17 protein-coding genes are annotated in these 16152 nt (G+C 41.8%); 8 read left to right on the top strand and 9 right to left on the bottom strand.

All coding sequences use genetic code 11. The annotated features are described in order from the left end of the window. The first annotated feature begins 37 nt into the window (after nt 1–37). The 4 genes from budA (at nt 38) to ACTJJD_RS08095 (ending at nt 2560) form a co-directional block, all read left to right on the top strand. Nucleotides 38–799 carry an acetolactate decarboxylase gene (budA, locus tag ACTJJD_RS08110; RefSeq protein WP_423232577.1) on the top strand — a complete coding sequence of 254 codons (762 nt, stop codon included), beginning with the start codon at nt 38–40 and terminating at the stop codon, nt 797–799. 153 nt (nt 800–952) lie between these two features. After that, the gene (locus ACTJJD_RS08105) at nt 953–1429 is read left to right on the top strand and encodes an Lrp/AsnC family transcriptional regulator (RefSeq protein WP_017360010.1); all 477 of its coding nucleotides are present in this window, start codon (nt 953–955) and stop codon (nt 1427–1429) included. Nucleotides 1430–1466: 37 nt separating this feature from the next. Then, nucleotides 1467–2027 (top strand): chromate transporter, encoded by a 561-nt coding sequence (locus ACTJJD_RS08100; protein WP_135009809.1) that lies wholly within the window; start codon nt 1467–1469, stop codon nt 2025–2027. Continuing rightward, complete coding sequence (locus tag ACTJJD_RS08095; RefSeq protein WP_007497548.1) at nt 2027–2560, top strand: chromate transporter; 534 nt, start codon at nt 2027–2029, stop codon at nt 2558–2560. Before ACTJJD_RS08100 ends, ACTJJD_RS08095 begins: the two co-directional genes overlap by 1 nt. A gap of 40 nt (nt 2561–2600) precedes the next feature. Here ACTJJD_RS08095 and ACTJJD_RS08090 read toward each other — a convergent pair whose 3' ends face one another. Then, nucleotides 2601–3920 (bottom strand): UDP-glucose dehydrogenase family protein, encoded by a 1320-nt coding sequence (locus ACTJJD_RS08090; RefSeq protein ID WP_242731171.1) that lies wholly within the window; start codon nt 3918–3920, stop codon nt 2601–2603. 114 nt (nt 3921–4034) lie between these two features. Further along, nucleotides 4035–4178, bottom strand: coding sequence for a hypothetical protein (locus ACTJJD_RS08085; protein WP_003214884.1), 144 nt, complete (start codon nt 4176–4178; stop codon nt 4035–4037). A 186-nt stretch (nt 4179–4364) separates the two neighbouring features. Here ACTJJD_RS08085 and ACTJJD_RS08080 point away from each other — a divergent pair, with 186 nt between their 5' ends. Both ACTJJD_RS08080 and ACTJJD_RS08075 read left to right on the top strand, forming a co-directional pair. Further along, entirely contained in the window at nt 4365–5972 is a 1608-nt protein-coding gene (locus ACTJJD_RS08080) for an SWIM zinc finger family protein (RefSeq protein ID WP_440608273.1), read from the top strand. Continuing rightward, nucleotides 5959–8736 carry a DEAD/DEAH box helicase gene (locus ACTJJD_RS08075; protein ID WP_017360014.1) on the top strand — a complete coding sequence of 926 codons (2778 nt, stop codon included), beginning with the start codon at nt 5959–5961 and terminating at the stop codon, nt 8734–8736. The genes ACTJJD_RS08080 and ACTJJD_RS08075 overlap by 14 nt, the downstream gene beginning before the upstream one ends. Nucleotides 8737–8809: 73 nt before the next feature. Here ACTJJD_RS08075 and ACTJJD_RS08070 read toward each other — a convergent pair whose 3' ends face one another. The 3 genes from ACTJJD_RS08070 to ACTJJD_RS08060 all read right to left on the bottom strand — a co-directional run bounded on the left by ACTJJD_RS08070 (nt 8810) and on the right by ACTJJD_RS08060 (nt 11360). Further along, on the bottom strand, nt 8810–9598 hold the full coding sequence (locus ACTJJD_RS08070; protein ID WP_017360015.1) for an STAS domain-containing protein: 789 nt from the start codon (nt 9596–9598) through the stop codon (nt 8810–8812). 153 nt (nt 9599–9751) lie between these two features. Continuing rightward, on the bottom strand, nt 9752–10612 hold the full coding sequence (locus ACTJJD_RS08065; RefSeq protein ID WP_216635359.1) for a Cof-type HAD-IIB family hydrolase: 861 nt from the start codon (nt 10610–10612) through the stop codon (nt 9752–9754). 391 nt (nt 10613–11003) lie between these two features. Next, nucleotides 11004–11360: a hypothetical protein gene (locus tag ACTJJD_RS08060; RefSeq protein ID WP_024718729.1), complete on the bottom strand. Its 357-nt coding sequence runs from the start codon at nt 11358–11360 to the stop codon at nt 11004–11006. 117 nt (nt 11361–11477) lie between these two features. Here ACTJJD_RS08060 and ACTJJD_RS08055 point away from each other — a divergent pair, with 117 nt between their 5' ends. After that, the gene (locus ACTJJD_RS08055) at nt 11478–11888 is read left to right on the top strand and encodes a YwpF-like family protein (protein ID WP_003215215.1); all 411 of its coding nucleotides are present in this window, start codon (nt 11478–11480) and stop codon (nt 11886–11888) included. Between the two features lie 216 nt (nt 11889–12104). Here the strand turns inward: ACTJJD_RS08055 and mscL are convergent, their stop codons facing one another. Next, nucleotides 12105–12500 carry a large conductance mechanosensitive channel protein MscL gene (gene mscL / locus ACTJJD_RS08050; RefSeq protein ID WP_007497563.1) on the bottom strand — a complete coding sequence of 132 codons (396 nt, stop codon included), beginning with the start codon at nt 12498–12500 and terminating at the stop codon, nt 12105–12107. A gap of 126 nt (nt 12501–12626) precedes the next feature. Next, on the bottom strand, nt 12627–13061 hold the full coding sequence (fabZ, locus tag ACTJJD_RS08045; protein ID WP_007497564.1) for a 3-hydroxyacyl-ACP dehydratase FabZ: 435 nt from the start codon (nt 13059–13061) through the stop codon (nt 12627–12629). Nucleotides 13062–13280: 219 nt separating this feature from the next. On the opposite strand from fabZ, the gene ACTJJD_RS08040 reads away from it, so the two are divergent. Beyond that, entirely contained in the window at nt 13281–14336 is a 1056-nt protein-coding gene (locus tag ACTJJD_RS08040) for a tetratricopeptide repeat protein (RefSeq protein WP_440608272.1), read from the top strand. 14 nt (nt 14337–14350) lie between these two features. On the opposite strand, the gene ACTJJD_RS08035 is transcribed toward ACTJJD_RS08040, so the two are convergent. Together ACTJJD_RS08035 and ACTJJD_RS08030 are read right to left on the bottom strand one after the other, a co-directional pair. Next, on the bottom strand, nt 14351–15169 hold the full coding sequence (locus ACTJJD_RS08035) for a flagellar hook-basal body protein (protein ID WP_440608271.1): 819 nt from the start codon (nt 15167–15169) through the stop codon (nt 14351–14353). A gap of 30 nt (nt 15170–15199) precedes the next feature. Further along, entirely contained in the window at nt 15200–16039 is an 840-nt protein-coding gene (locus ACTJJD_RS08030; RefSeq protein WP_017360018.1) for a flagellar hook-basal body protein, read from the bottom strand. Nucleotides 16040–16152 lie beyond the last annotated feature (113 nt).

Raw genomic sequence — 16152 nt, 5'->3', positions numbered from 1 at the left:
ATACATTACGTTAAAGGAGTGAGCGGATATGGGTATGATGCACCCAATGAATCAACAAAACAACACAATACCGCAGGACAAAAAGCAAGAGGTCTATCAAGTATCAACCATGACCTCCTTGCTGGAAGCCGTATACGATGGAGATTTCTCCCTATCAAATATTCCCGAGCATGGTGATTTTGGCATTGGCACATTCAATCAATTAGATGGGGAACTAATCGGCTTTGACGGCGCTTTTTATCGACTGCGCTCTGATGGAACAGCCACACCAGTAACCGATCAAGATTATTCACCATTCTGTTCTCTAGCATTCTTTGAAACGGACATCGTTCATCGAATTGATGCACCGATGACGTCCAAAGAGCTAGAGGAAGAAATCGACCGAATCTTACCGAGCAAGAATGTCTTTTATGCGATCCGCATCGATGGGTCATTCAAAAAGGTTCAAACCCGTACGGTTGAAAAACAGGAAAAACCTTACGTTCCGATGGTGGAAGCAGTCAAGTCACAGCCTATTTTCGATTTTGAAAATATTCGCGGAACGATTGCAGGCTTCCGTACACCACAGTACGCACATGGCATTGCGGTAAGTGGATATCATCTCCACTTTATTGATGATGATCGAAGCATAGGCGGGCATGTATTTGATTACACTGTGGATCAAGTGACCATCCGAATTTCCCAAAAACGTCACATGAACTTACACCTTCCAAATACGCAGGAGTTCTTCCAAGCAGACATTGATCGTGCTGACCTTGCACAGCAAATTGCCAGTGCGGAAAGCAGCCCAGAAAAATAAAATGAACACACCCCGGTGATGTCGGGGTGTTTTTTTATGCAAAAAGATATGTTATCTTCTTTTATTATTTCATTTCGTTACTCAATTAAAAATCAAACATTCTATTCGTAATAAAATATGATAGAATATCAACAGAAGAAAGGTGGTTATACGGTGGCACATGAATATCGCATTCCAAACTTAACATTAGATGAAAGAGATAAACAAATTCTTTCCTTATTACACGAGGACGGGCGTATGTCCTACACGGATCTAGGGAAACAAGTCGGCCTTTCCCGTGTTGCTGTACAAGCCCGTATTCAGCAACTCATTGAAGCAGGTGTCATTGAACGATTCACCGCTGTCATTAATCCAGCAAAGATCGGCATTCATGTCTCTGTCTTTTTTAACGTAGAGGTTGAGCCGAAATGTTTAGAAACAGTCGCCCTTCAGCTTGAGCAGGAAACAGCCGTCACAAGCCTTTATCATATGACAGGACCAAGCAAGCTGCATATGCATGGCATTTTTCAAAATGAACAGGAAATGGAGACGTTCCTGACAAAGAAGCTGTACCCGCTTGAAGGCGTCGTCAGTGTTGACTGTCAAATGCTCATTAAACGATATAAAAGCCGAATGGGCATGAAATTGTAGATAGGAGTTGAACCACTTGCAATCATATCTTGAACTCATGATCGCCATGGTACGAACCGGTATTCTGGGATTTGGCGGAGGACCTTCTGTGATCCCGCTCATTCGCCATGAAGCGGTCGTCAAATACAAATGGATCAATGATGACGAATTTGGAGAAACACTCGCCATCGCCAACGCATTACCCGGACCGATTGCTACGAAAATGTCGGCATACCTCGGCTATCGCTTAAAAGGTGTATCTGGCGCCATTGTTGCAACAGCTGCACATATTTTACCGACATGTCTCGCTATGGTGGCACTTGTTACACTTGTCAGCGTCTTAAGCTCTTCAGTCATCATTCAAAATATGATCGGTGCTGTGACACCAGTAATTGCCGTTCTGTTAGGAATCATGGCATATGAATTTGGACAAAAAGCGTTGAAGGGCTTCGGCATGATCTTCGGAATCGTCCTATTCCTTTTGGCATTTGTCGGTCTTCAAGTACTCTCGATTCATCCAGGAATCATTGTCATCATCTTTTTATGTTATGGTGCCTTTCATTTCAAACTGAAAGATCGCTGGACTCGAACAAATAAAGAGAAAGGAGTGTCTTCGTGATGCTGATTCTCTTTTTATTCTGGGCATTCTTCTTATCCAATCTGTTAGGGTATGGCGGAGGACCTGCCTCCATTCCGCTCAATTATGAAGAAATCGTCAATCATTTTCATTGGATGACAAACGAAGGGTTCTCCAATATGCTCGCATTAGCCAACGCACTTCCAGGTCCAATCGCTACGAAAATTGCGGCTTATGTAGGCTATGATGTCATGGGATGGCCAGGCTTTATCGTTGCACTGCTTGCGACGGTCCTGCCGTCTGCGATCGGATTGATCTTACTGCTAAAACTCATTGACCGTTTTCGCCAATCTTCTGTCGTCAAAGGCATGACCCTATCTGTACAGCCTGTCATTGCCATGATGATGCTTTTATTAACATGGGAAATTGGCGGAGATGCTGTGAAAGCCATTGGCTGGACACAATCACTTGCCATTGCCGCCATTTCATTTTTCTTTATGACCAAATTCAAATTGCACCCTGCCTTTCTGATTGTGGCTGCATTTTTATATGGCGGATTCATTCTTCCGCATTAACGCAAAAACCGATAACACATGAAGTTATCGGTTTTTCTCATTACATATAAATAGGAGAGACGGGCCTGCGCCCAATAGAATGATACTCGACACCAGCTACTTCTGCCGCTTCAAGCGTATGACAATTCCGGCCATCAAAAATGATCGGCTGCCTCATGAAATCTTTATAAGCTGAAAGTGGAAATGACTGAATATCCGCCCACTCAGTTAATATACAGACCGCATCAGCATCCTTGATCGCCTCTTCAATCGTTTGAGCAAAAAGGACTTGATCAGGCAGTTCTTGAGCTGCATTGCGAGCGGCAGCAGGATCATAGGCTACGATCTCCGCTCCTAATTGATGGAGCTGATGAGCGATCGGGATTGACGGCGCCTCTCTCATATCATCTGTATTCGGCTTAAAGGAAAGGCCAAGAAGAGCCATTCTCTTCCCTTCCAAATTTTCTCCCATCCGCTCCTTCACACTTCGAATAAAACTTGCTCGCTGCTCATTGTTGACTTTGATGACAGCCTTCAATAGCTCAAAATCATGGGACACATGCCCTGCAATTTGGACAAGGGCATTAGTATCCTTCGGAAAACAGGAACCTCCGTAACCAATGCCTGCCCTAAGAAACGAAGCACCAATCCGCTGATCGAGTCCCATCCCCTCTGCAACTCTCTCAACATCAGCTCCCGTTTTTCCACAAATCGAAGCAATTTCATTCATGAAGCTGATTTTTGTGGCAAGAAATGCATTTGATGCGTATTTGATCATCTCTGCGCTTTTCCGATCTGTTCTCACGAATGGAATGTGGAATTCCGCATACATAGACTCTAGCTGATCTAATCCGTTCTTCGTTTCGGCTCCAATCACCAGCCGATCCGCTCGCAGCGTATCTGAGATGGCAGACCCTTCTCGTAAAAATTCTGGATTCGATGCAATAGATAATGGCTCCTTACGACCTAACACGTGATGAATCAAATGATCAATTTGATCGCCCGTTCCGACAGGCACTGTACTTTTCACGACAAGCACTGCGCCTGGCTTTGCTTGTAAGCCCATCTCCTTTGCCGCTTGAAAGACATACTGCAAATCAGCTTGACCGTCTGCCTGCTGCGGGGTACCGACAGCAATCATTAACACGTCAGCCTGCGAATAGGCTGACACTCCATTGATGTGAAAACGAATGCGTCCTTGCTCCATATTCCGTTTGAGCAGTTCTTTTAATCCCGGCTCGTACATCGGAGGATTCCCTTGCTTCAGCTGCATGACCTTCCGCCGGTCAATATCCATACATGTCACATCATGTCCTGCCTCTGCTAAACACACCCCTGTGACAAGCCCTACATATCCACAGCCTGCAATCGCAACCTTCATGACACATCAGCTCCCCATACTCCTTATGCTTGTAATGTCATCGTATGCCGGGGATTTTCGTTCCATTCATAAAAGCATACAAAAACCCCCTGCTGAGAGAGCAGGGGGCTACTTTTATGAAACAAGGCCATTTCGAATATGAGCAATCAGATTTTCAAGCATTTCTTTTGTTGTGACATCATTGGAATTTTCACCAATATCATGAGCGTACATCAAAATCTTTAAAAACTCTTCTTGATTTAAACCCTTATTATCCATGTCTGTATCCTTTCGATTCCACTAATTTCATTATTATATGCTGTATGGTTGGTTTATGCAATACTCTATTACATCATTCGACAGCTTTTGAAATTTATGACCATTTTCATGAAAAACTTTTTTATAAATCACCATTGAGCTATAATAAAAGAATTGGAATCTTTTACTTGGTTAGGAGCGGATCAAATGCTTCAGCACAACATCAACGAAGAAGAAATCAAACAAACAGCCGAACAGATCAAAGAACTTCTTCCTGCAACAGATGAAAACAAACAACTCATCAAAAAAGCATTGATTACTTATAGACAGGACAGCGTATATCGGCTCAAGCAAGAGTCTGATACCGAATGGTCAGCTTATGTACATGATGTCGTGGCAGCAAGAGTCCACCTTCATGTGCTGTTTCCAGTGAGAAGCAGCTGCTCATGTCCAGCTGATGGACTATGTAAACACATCCTCGCTGTCTTCTTTTCGCTATACGCTCAAGTAGAGAGTGTGACCGGCTTTACAGAAAATTGGTCAGAGAAGGATGAATTACAGCGCAGCAAAGAACTCATTCGTCAGCACTTCCAAGTGAAGCGCCCAGATGAACAATCACTTCAGAGCTGGCTGAATTTTTTCCAGGAGGAATTTCACCTCTGGCTGAAACGGACACCGAAGCACCAGCAAACGCCACAGCATTTGTATTACGGCTATTTATCGATCCTGAAAAAACACGCACCCACTTCACCTGAATTCAAGAGTTTGTATGCGATTCATACGTCGATCGATGTGTGGTTAAGGCTCCATGAGCTAATCGATCTCGGCCGTCTTGATGCCGAAAAAGACTTTTATTCGATGAATCCATATGTAGAACAGCTCATGAACACCATTTTTGATTCAGTGGATCACTTGAGGACATACGCCCTTTCCTTTTCCCTCGATCCGTTTCTTGAAAACACACCAACTGCCGTTCGGACACTTCTTCAAATCAGCGGACCTTTCCAGCATGAACGAGTTGCGGTCTTTATGGAAATGTGGGGAACTATATTAAATAGAGGGAAATGGGTCAAAAAAGAAACAGAATTACTCAAGAGCGCCCAACAGCAGGAACAAACGGTTGAGCGCACCATTGGGCTGATGCATATGGATTATTTGCTAAAAGAAGACGAAAGACTCTTCCAGCAATTAAAATTGCTCAATGCAGATATGCTGCCGAATGTACTCAATTGGCTAAAGGACCTCACAAACCGCAAGGACTGGAAGCGTCTCAAACTTTGGTATCAAGAGATCACATATGTATTAGAAGAATATTGCCAGCTTGACCTATCTTATAGAGAACTGCGTGGAGCCGTCAGCGATTTCTTCTTTTATTTAGACACGTACTTTAAACAGACGAAAGATCATTTCTTGTATGAACGCTATCTCCAAATCTGTATGCCTTATGCCTTTACTGAATATAGTCAGCTCTTATATGCACAAGAACGCTATGCAGAATGGATTGAAATACACAGCCTCGTTGGTTTCTCTATCAGTGAATTGGAGAAAGAACTGATCAAACAGATTGCAAAGGAAGAGCCTGAAGCACTCATTCCTTCGTACCACCGGGAAATCTCACTGCTTCTCGATCAAAAGAATCGAAGTGCTTACCGGGAATCTGTGAAAATGCTCAAAAAACTGCGTACGCTTTATCATAAAACGAAAAAAAACGCGGTGTGGGAAAGATATGTACAGCAGCTGCAAGATTCAACAAAACGGCTGCGTGCGTTCCAAGAGGAAATGAAGAAAGGAAAATTAATTGATGACACGCCATAAACAAATTGTCATTCATGCAGAACAAACCGAAGATTTCTCTTTCACCATTTCAGCGCAAGCAGAGGACGGACAGCCTGTACCGCTAAATGAAATGAAGAGGCAGCTTTTCCAATGGCACGAATCATCTTTTTACGGAACATTCTTAGAAGATGTGAGCTTTATTGGCACACCTGCCTTCCTGTTAAGTCCTTGGATGACCGTTGAATTGCTAGGGAAAAATTCATTCAATACTTTCAGCCATGTGACGTTAACGGATGAAACAGAGCCGCTTATGAAAACAGCCTCAACCATTTACGAATTCATCGAGGATGAAGATTTTGTCCCAGATTTCGAGGCATGGACAAAAGGCATGCTTCGCTTTAAAGACAAAGAAGGCCTGTTAGATGGCTACACAGCTGATTGGTTCTCCTTTGCCGTACAGGATTACATTCAGTATGATGATGCCTTGCAGCACAAATGGAACCGAATGACTGCACAATCGCCTGCTCTTTCCTCCTTCCAAGGACATTTTTTAGATGAACAGGATTTCTTGGAAACGATCGGCTGGATTGATGATGAGACGCCTTTCACTGTCGGCTTGCGTTTAAATGAGCCTGATTTCGACGGGGATGATTGGAAAATTGAATTGTTTTTGCGTGATAAGAAAAACAGTGATCTGCATTTCTTTGAAGGCATCCGTTCTTTAAAAAAATCATGGCGTCCGTTTCAAGAAAAAATCACCAGAGAGCTGGAGCGGTTCGGTCAGATTGTCCCTTGGCTCTCATTTACATCTGGTACCACCCTCATGTCAGAAGAAGAAGCGTGGCTCTTCCTATCTGAAGCGAGTGAAACACTTGTGAACATGGGGATTGAGATCCTGCTCCCATCATGGTGGCAGATCGTCAAAGAAAGCACCATGATGCTAAAAGCACGGATTTCCTCCACACCACGAGGCGAATCGCATGTTGGAATGGATGCCCTTATGGACTTTAATTGGCGCTTTGCCACAAACGGGATTGAGCTGACAGAAGATGAGTTCAACGAGCTTGTTCAAAGTAAACGTCGTCTTGTCAACATTCGTGGACAATGGATTAAAATCGATCCGACCTTTATCCAGCAAATGAAGAAATGGATGGAGCGCGCTGAGAACGAAGGACTTCATATGTCGGATATTTTATCACGTGAACTCGCAGACCAAGAGGCCTCCTCTGAGTCGATTCCTGAGCTGCTAGACAGTTCGGCCTTTGCCCATATTCAATTTGAACTTTCGTCTCAACTACGAGGACTTGTTCATCAGTTAAATGATACACAAGAGCTGCCATCCTATGAGATGAGTGAGTCCTTTAAGGGCACACTGCGCCCGTATCAGCAGCACGGTGTCAACTGGCTTCTGTTCTTAAGGTCTCATGGATTCGGGGCTTGTTTAGCAGATGATATGGGACTTGGAAAAACGATTCAAATGATCGCTTATTTCACCTATTTGAAGGAGCATCAACAAGACGCCGCTCCATCTCTCATCATTGCACCGACTTCCGTATTAGGGAACTGGCAAAGAGAGCTTGAAACATTCGCACCACATTTGAATGTCGCTCTGCATTATGGACCGTCACGTCCACAAGGTGAGAACTTTACAAAAGCGTACGAATCAACAGATATCGTCCTCACTTCGTATGGTCTCTCACATTCTGACCGTGATGAATTAACAGCAGCCAAATGGAATACCATTTGCTTAGATGAAGCCCAGAACATTAAAAATGCCCATACGAAACAATCGAGAGCCATTAGGCAATTAAAAGGACAGCACCACATTGCCCTCAGCGGGACACCGATGGAGAACCGCTTGACAGAGCTTTGGTCTATTTTCGACTTCGTGAACAAAGGATATCTCGGCAGCCTGACCAGTTTTCATAAAAAGTTCGTCCTTCCGATTGAAAAAGACCGTGAAGAAAAAAGAATCCAACAGCTACAGCAGCTGATCAAGCCATTCTTATTAAGACGAACAAAACAAGATGAAGAAGTCGCACTCAATCTGCCAGAGAAACTAGAAGAAAAAGAATTCATCCCGTTATCTGCAGAGCAGGCATCTTTATATGAACAGCTGGTCAAAGATACATTCGAACATATGGCCTCATTAACAGGGATGCAGCGGAAAGCCATCATTTTAAGTATGCTTGGCAGACTCAAACAAATTTGCGATCACCCTGCTCTTTATTTAAAAGAGAGCGGAACAGATGTGAAATTGTTGAAGCGTTCATTAAAAATGGATAAATTAGCAGAGCTGTTAAAAGCCATACACGAACAAGGAGAAAGCTGTCTCATTTTTACGCAGTATATTGAAATGGGCAACATGATCAAACAGCTCGCCGAAAAGATGTTTGGAGAACCAGTTCAATTTTTAAATGGGAGCTTATCAAAACATGATCGGGACAAAATGGTGGAACGCTTCCAGAAAAAAGAGTTCAACATCTTAATTCTTTCTTTAAAAGCAGGAGGAACCGGACTAAACTTAACCGCCGCCAATCATGTCATTCACTACGATAGATGGTGGAATCCTGCTGTAGAAAACCAAGCAACAGACCGTGCTTACCGCATCGGGCAAAAGCGGTTTGTGCACGTCCATAAGATGATCACAACCGGCACGATAGAGGAAAAAATTGATCAAATGCTCGAAACAAAACAAACGTTAAATGATCAAATTATCCAAAGTGAAAGCTGGATTACAGAGCTGTCAACGAACGAACTAGAAGATTTATTCACGTTAAGTGCAGCCGCTCAATCTTCGTAATGACAGCAAAAAGAGGACTTTTCTCAGGGCGTGATGAAAAGTCCTCTTTTTTTAATCTCATCTAAAGGAATGCTTAAATTTGCAGCTTTTTCAATGCAGATTTCACATTCATATACGTGTTCAACTCACGGAAGTCCTCTCTCATTTCTCCCATTTTCATCGCAAGATTTGGTTTAATACCTGTCACGATCAGTTCAGTGCCAGTCATTAAAATCAAATCATTCAGCTTAAAGATCGCATCTGCCACAAATGAATCCACCTCTAATAAACCAGACAGATCCACAATAAAGTAATCGTCTTTGGATTGAGAGATATAAGTGGAGACTGTTGAGATGATTTTATCAAATCTTGGTGCTGTTAACGTACCAATGATCGGCAGGACAGAAATACCATCCTTCACCGGAACAATTGGGACAGAAATATTCAATACTTCATCAATGGATTGCTCAAGAAGCTCTTGCTGTTCCTTCTCTTTCGTAACATCCTTTTGCAGACCAACGAAATAAAGGCGTTTCCCTTCATTTTCATCAATCCATAGAGGCGCCACACTTAACTCGTTCCAAAACATTTGACCAGATTTTTTATAGTTTTTCAACTGTACAGTGACAGCCTCTTTGTTTTCAATGGCTGCCCTAATTTGTTTGAGAGCAATCTGTTCAGTTTCATCTCCTTGAAGGAAACGACAGTTCTTTCCTAATACTTCGGTTTCTTGATAGCCTGTCATATCTAAAAAGCCCTTGTTCACATATATTAAAGGATTATCAGGTAAAGACGGGTCCGTCACCGTCAGGCCAACCTGAGTATAGTCTAAGGCTTCCTTGATTAAATGCAGATTGTCGGACTTATAAGATTCCAGCGCCATTCGTTTACTCTCCTTAACTTCCTTACAAGCGGGTTATATTCATAATTAAATTATATGATGTTCCATAGCGGGTGTAAATAGAAGTAGTTCTGAATTCCTCTTTTGTAGAATGCGCTTCATCCTATGTCATTTATACAAATACATACGATTCAATTATTTCAAAAGATGTTGAATCATATGTGCCACACCATGTTCATCATTTGTTAACGTGACGTGATCAGCTAATTCTTTTATATCCTTTCTCGCATTCCCCATTGCAATTCCAACCCCAGCTGCCCGAATCATCGATTCATCATTTAAACTGTCTCCTACAGCCGCTGTTCGGCTTAATGGAATACCGAGCTTTTCTGCCAGCCTGGTTAACGCCTGCCCTTTCGACGCCTCCTTTGCTCCAATTTCAAAGTTATGATCAGCCGAACTAACCAATGTTAATTCAGAATCATGTCCAAACGCATCCCATCCGGCTTTCAATCTGTCTTGAAAAAATGAGAAACCTAAGATGTTATAAAACGAAAGCTTCTGATCCTCACGAAACAATTCTTGATATGTATCAATATAAGCAAAACCAGACTGGCTGTATTGAACTTCAGCCGCTTGCTCAAGAACACGCTGATCCGTTTCTGGATTTGCACTCTTTAAGCGGTCCATTTCTATCGCCAGAAGCTCCCTGCCGCGGTTTGGTGTGTAAATGGCTTCATTCGTAAACACTTCATAGTAATAATCACGCTCCTCAAGCCATGATAAGATGTGTTTTGCTTTTTCTTCTTCTAGAACAGCCGAATGATATACCTGACCTTCTGGATCATGAATCACAGCTCCATTTGCACTGATGACCCACGTATTCATCCCAAGCTGATCAAAAATAGATTTCACATCAAAATACGCTCTTCCTGTTGAAACGACAACCTCAATCCCACTCGCCGCTGCTTCCTTTAACGCCTGCTCGTTTTCCTGACTCACTTTGTGCTCACTGTTCAATAAAGTTCCGTCTAAATCCGTTGCGATTAATTGAATGTTTGTCATCGGTCTCTCCTTTTTTGCCTGCATTTTCAGTTGACCTTCCGTTTATCAAATCCATCATCATTATGAAATGAGTATCCACTATTTGCAAGGGATGATCGGCTTATCAATGAATATAAGAGTACCCGGTCACGCTACATGACCGGATACGCATAAGGGGATTCACAGGGGACACATGACTGATACAAAGAAACCTTGGTTCTACTATTACGCAGTGAATATGTGTACAAGGCAAAGTCTATCAGCTATAGCTAGAGGGGGGCTGCGAGATGCTAGACCTTTGCCTTTTGCCTCCTTTCCTTTCAGCTAACCCTAGTCTACTGAGAAATAGCACAAGAGACAAAAAACGAAAATGATAAAATCGTTCTTCAAATTCTTTATTTCCTCAATCATTTTTACTTTTTACCACTTGCGTATAAAACATCATCTTATTTTGTTTGACGAAATACTTATTTTTCATAAATTGATAAAAAACATCTGAATGAATCCAATTACTAGAAGGCATGTGAATATAGTCAGACCCGTCCCACGCGAACCAATAAAAACAAAGCCTTCCATCATGAATTGACAATTGAAATTCAAAACAGTCCATTTGATCGTCTGTCACGTATTGAAAAGTGAGGGACTCCCCTTCTTCCATATACACATCACAAAAAGAGAGAATGTCTCCCCATGTATAGACCCTCACATTGCTTTCCTTTTCCTCACCAATATGTATGTTTCGAAGTTGATAGGACTCCATAAAACATCTCCTTTCACTTATATGCAGCTAGTTCTGAGTAGGCAGCGGTTTCATTTATACAGATGTTGTATGCTATAATGATACTTACGAATAATGAACGCTTGTGAGGTGATAAATATGAAAACCTTTAGGCTGATTGATTTAAAAATCGAACTTGATCCAAAGCAAGATAAAATGTCCAGCATTCCCCTTCGTGACGGCTTAATCATTAATAAAGAAGATGGCGAAAATCACTGGATGATCGAGGCACTGATTCCAAAGAAGCATAGACAAGTGTTTGAGGTGCTCTTCCAGCAGCATACAGAAGTAAAGATTCTCGTGACGATTACAAAAGAAAACAACCGCCCTGTTCATCTATCGGTCCAAGTCAAAAACATCGTTGCCTTAGAAGAAAACATATCTGTATTACTCGACGGTAAAATGATCACAAATCGTTACAGAACAGAAACCGAAGAAGTATTAAAAGACCTCGTCAAAGAGGGGCTATCAGGAGAAAAACTGCTGGATGCTTTTAAACAGAACACATAAAAAAGAGCGGGATGAGCCGCTCTTAGACAAAGGGCTAAAATGAACTTTATTTTAGCCCTTTGTCTTCCTTTTCAGCGTGATAGAAAACCTTTGAAGTCTAGGAAGGGCGAGCACCGGAGCAGAGCGAATTTAATATTCGTGAGCACCGGAGCACAGCCCTGACAAAGAATGCGAGGGTTTGTCTACACGCTGAGAGCGGGATGAGCCGCTCTTTTTCTATTGCACATCTTTCGATTGGCTTTGATTTTTCAAAAGATCTCTAATTTCGGTTAACAACACTTCCGTTTGATCTGGCGTTTCAACCACTTCTTCTTCCTCTACCTTTTTCCGTTTTAATTTATTTAAATAACGAATAAAGATAAAAATGGAAAAGGAGATAATCAAGAAATCGACCACTGTTTGAATGAAACTTCCATACAAAATTTGAGCAGAACCGATTTTAATAGACAATCCACTAAAATCATGCCCCCCGACAATAATACCAACAAGCGGCATAATTAAATCATTCACAAGAGAAGTGACAATTTTGCCAAATGCTCCCCCGATGATGACACCGACAGCCAGGTCAATCACATTCCCCTTGACGGCAAACTCTCTAAATTCTTTCAGCATTGTTTATCACCTTCATCTTTTTTTGTCTAATATGACGTTTTTTTGTCAAAAAAGCAAGTCCTCATCCGATCTGGATGAATGTTTCCATATAAAAAACGGTTCATACAAGATGAACCGTCAGACACATTACGATACTTTCGGACCGATAGAAAATGTCAGTTCTGCTTCACATGCCACTTCGCCATCTACTGTTGCAACTGCTTTTCCTTTGGCAACTGGACCGCGAAGACGTGTGACTTCAACCTCTAAACGTAGCTGATCGCCTGGCTTGACCTGTCTTTTGAATCGGCAGCTGTCAATCCCTGCAAACAAACCAATTTTCCCTTTGTTCTCTTCTTTACCTAACATGATGACCCCAAAAACTTGAGCAAGCGCTTCTACAATAAGCACACCCGGCATGACGGGGTATCCTGGGAAATGGCCATTAAAAAATTCTTCATTTACTGTGACATTTTTGATTCCAACCGCTCTTTTCTCACCATCAACTTCTAGAATACGGTCAACCAATAAAAATGGATAACGGTGTGGAATAATGTCTTGAATTTGCTGAGCATCAAGCATGTCTTGATCTCTCCTTCTTTTCTATATCGCTAATCTTCATTTGATTCCTATTGAAGTATATTATGAATGCAGTCATTTTTCAACGTCCAGTCCACATTTATGGTAAAAAATAACATCTATCATTACCTATTGTCATGAAATATAATCCACTCTACACTCATCGTTTTTTCACAAATATGGTAATATATATTACATCATTGATTGAATAAGAGGGTAAAAATGAATTTTATAAGCGATAAATCCATTAAAAAACTTCTCCATTCGTGGTATACAATGCTAAAACATCGACATTTTTCGAAGGCTGAAGAGATCAAAATGTCCTTAACCAAATATAAACGTAGATTATCAAAGAAACAGGAGCTTCATTTACATTATCAGCTTATACTTTTTCGGCACCAGCTCTGGATGAATCAAACAGAAGACTTAGAAAAACTGAAGCATGAACTCATGCTCCACAAAGATCAAATGAACGATCAACTACAATATTATTTTTACTTTTTTCTCGGTTTATACGAATCTTTAAAGAGCGATCAAAATGATGCCATTCATTATCTTGAAAAAGCAGAAGAAAAACTTCCCCTGCTAGACGATGAGTTAGAGGAAGCGGAGTTTCATTTCCGTACAAGTGGTGTTTATTATAACAACCGCTATTCACTGTTATCCATTCGACATGTTGAAAAAGCCATGGATATCTTTGCAAAGCACGGGGATATCCACAGCATTTATCGGTGCAAAATTGTGCTCGCACTTAACTTTAGTGATCAAAAAAAATATGAAGAAGCAGAAGCTATTTTTATTGAAATTATCGAATACGTGAAAATGATTGATGACCAAGAACTGCTTGGTATCGTGTATTATGACGCTGGTTTTATCAAGTCAAGACAAAACCGTCATAAGGAAGCACTAGAATACTTTAAAAAAGCGCTTCGGCTCCCAGCATACCGAAAATCTGCCCACTCCTATGTATCGTGTCTCTATGAAACTGTGCGTTCCTGCTTTAAAGAGAATTTAACTGATGAAGGAATGAAGTATATTCAAAAAGGGCTAAAAGAAGCCGTTGATGCCCAATTTGATCTATTAAGAATCAAGTTCCAAATTTTATTCCTTCTCTACAGCCAAACGCCCAAGGCAGATGAACAGATTGCTACACTCGTCACATGTCTTGAACGAAAAGAAGCCTGGATTGATCTTGAAGACCTGCTTGCAGATGTCTCAGATTTTTATAAAAAAAAGGGCGACTTTGAGCGAGCCGCCTTTTTTATCATGAGAGGCTGACATCCGCCTGCTCATTATCGAATGGTATTAATGAGTCCTAGCATCTGATCGCCCATCGTAATGGTTCTTGAGTTCATCTGATACGAACGCTGTGTTGTCATGAGGTCTGTTAATTCTTTAGACATGTCCACATTCGACGTTTCAAGTGCACCTTGCTGAAGTTGAATGGCCTGACGGTTTGCCCCATTCAGTGCCGTTAAAGCGCCTTGATAGTTGCCGTCGACTGAGAACAAATTTTCTCCTTCAGAGATGAGTGCTGAAGAATTATTCACTTGAACAACCCCAAGATTCACCTGCTGATTCGGTTGATTGCCTCGAGAAATAGCTGTAAGCCGGCCATTTTTATCGATAGAAATATCACGGAAATTCGCATTTAAGACAATCTCATTCCCGTTTTCGTCAAGAATCGGATGGCCTTCGCTTGTCACCAGCTGGACTTGATTCCGATTATTTCCTGGCTGTAAATAAAGAGAGCCATCTCTTGTATACCGGATGTTACCGCCAGCATTAACCTGCAAATACTGAGATGGCGCACCAAATGCAACATCAAGGTCACGGCCTGTTTCTTTAATAGACCCTTGCAATGAGTTAATGGATGCATTGACCATCGTTCCAGTTCCAAGCCTTAAACCAGCAGGTGTCAGACGACTGTTTGCCACCTGCTCATTTTTTTCTTCTACCTGATTAAACTGTTGTCTGACCAGCTCTGAAAAACGGGTGTTTTTCGCGCGATACCCTGTTGTTTCACTGTTTGCGATGTTATTACTAATGATATCAAGCTGCTTTTGCACCTCGTTCATCGACACAGCTGCATTGATCATCGTTCTAAGCATGAGAATCCTCCTCTCTCTTTCATTTCTTCATTAATACACTCTTCCGATTTCGTTCACTGCTTTTTCTAAACTCTTATCATATGCCTGAACCACTTTTTGGTTTGTTTCAAATGCGCGGTAGGCTGTTGTCATTTCTGTATATGATTTCGTCACATCAACGTTCGACAGCTCTGATACACCTTGGCTTAATGTATAGGACATTTGACCGTTATTGACCGCACTTGGAAGAGGCTGATTATCAGCTGTACGGTATAAATCATTTCCTTCACGCGCAAGGTTTCTTGTATCCATTGCAACACGTACATCAATTTGTCCAAGGTTTTGTCCGTTTTCACTCACGGTTCCATCTGCGTTCACTTTGAAATTCTCACTTTGAACGGTAATCGGCTGACCTGTCACGGAGAGAAGGGCACGTCCATTGATCGTCAGCTGATTTTGATCATTCAATGTAATGGAACTGCTTTTCGTATAACGAACGCCTTCTGGTGTATTCACAGCATAAAAAAGCGCTGACTTTTGATTTGTCTCCGGGTTGATGGGTACATTATTTTCTACTAATGCAATATCCGTTGTTTGATCCGTTGTTTTTAATGTTCCTTGTGTAAATTGAGGAATCAATTCCTGCATGTATGTTCCCGTATTAATTCCGCCAATCGCCGTTTGCTGCGGGATACTAAAGCCTTTGCCTGAAGATGTTTGGAAACGTCCTGATTCCATTCGGCTTAGCAACATTTCTGGAAATGCGCGCATGGCCCCTTCATCTGCTTTATAGCCTGGAGTATTCGCATTTGCGATATTATTTGAAAGCATTTCTGTCCGCCGCTCTTGAGCGATCATGGCAGATGTTGCGGTGTATAGTCCTTTTAACACGTGCTCACCTCATTCAAATTCTTTCACATGACCTAAAATCATCAGTACACAATCTTCTATGAAATATATCGGCATATTGGCAGGCTTCTTTAATAAAAATCCCCCATTCTTTC

The organism is Bacillus sp. 22446 (assembly GCF_052044955.1).
Classification (GTDB): Bacteria; Bacillota; Bacilli; order Bacillales; family Bacillaceae; genus Bacillus; species Bacillus altitudinis.
Note: the sequence above shows the minus strand (reverse complement) of the source record. Positions and strands in the feature narration are given on the sequence as shown.

What these genes read in the sequence shown, in the direction of transcription:
- ACTJJD_RS08095 (WP_007497548.1), top strand. Translation starts at nt 2,027, where the DNA reads ATGCTGATTCTCTTTTTATTCTGGGCATTCTTCTTATCCAATCTGTTA.
- budA (WP_423232577.1), top strand. Translation starts at nt 38, where the DNA reads ATGCACCCAATGAATCAACAAAACAACACAATACCGCAGGACAAAAAG.
- ACTJJD_RS08090 (WP_242731171.1), bottom strand. Translation starts at nt 3,920, where the DNA reads ATGAAGGTTGCGATTGCAGGCTGTGGATATGTAGGGCTTGTCACAGGG.
- ACTJJD_RS08080 (WP_440608273.1), top strand. Translation starts at nt 4,365, where the DNA reads ATGCTTCAGCACAACATCAACGAAGAAGAAATCAAACAAACAGCCGAA.
- ACTJJD_RS08060 (WP_024718729.1), bottom strand. Translation starts at nt 11,360, where the DNA reads ATGGAGTCCTATCAACTTCGAAACATACATATTGGTGAGGAAAAGGAA.
- fabZ (WP_007497564.1), bottom strand. Translation starts at nt 13,061, where the DNA reads ATGCTTGATGCTCAGCAAATTCAAGACATTATTCCACACCGTTATCCA.
- ACTJJD_RS08035 (WP_440608271.1), bottom strand. Translation starts at nt 15,169, where the DNA reads ATGCTTAGAACGATGATCAATGCAGCTGTGTCGATGAACGAGGTGCAA.
- ACTJJD_RS08075 (WP_017360014.1), top strand. Translation starts at nt 5,959, where the DNA reads ATGACACGCCATAAACAAATTGTCATTCATGCAGAACAAACCGAAGAT.
- ACTJJD_RS08085 (WP_003214884.1), bottom strand. Translation starts at nt 4,178, where the DNA reads ATGGATAATAAGGGTTTAAATCAAGAAGAGTTTTTAAAGATTTTGATG.
- ACTJJD_RS08040 (WP_440608272.1), top strand. Translation starts at nt 13,281, where the DNA reads ATGAATTTTATAAGCGATAAATCCATTAAAAAACTTCTCCATTCGTGG.
- mscL (WP_007497563.1), bottom strand. Translation starts at nt 12,500, where the DNA reads ATGCTGAAAGAATTTAGAGAGTTTGCCGTCAAGGGGAATGTGATTGAC.
- ACTJJD_RS08070 (WP_017360015.1), bottom strand. Translation starts at nt 9,598, where the DNA reads ATGGCGCTGGAATCTTATAAGTCCGACAATCTGCATTTAATCAAGGAA.
- ACTJJD_RS08100 (WP_135009809.1), top strand. Translation starts at nt 1,467, where the DNA reads ATGATCGCCATGGTACGAACCGGTATTCTGGGATTTGGCGGAGGACCT.
- ACTJJD_RS08055 (WP_003215215.1), top strand. Translation starts at nt 11,478, where the DNA reads ATGAAAACCTTTAGGCTGATTGATTTAAAAATCGAACTTGATCCAAAG.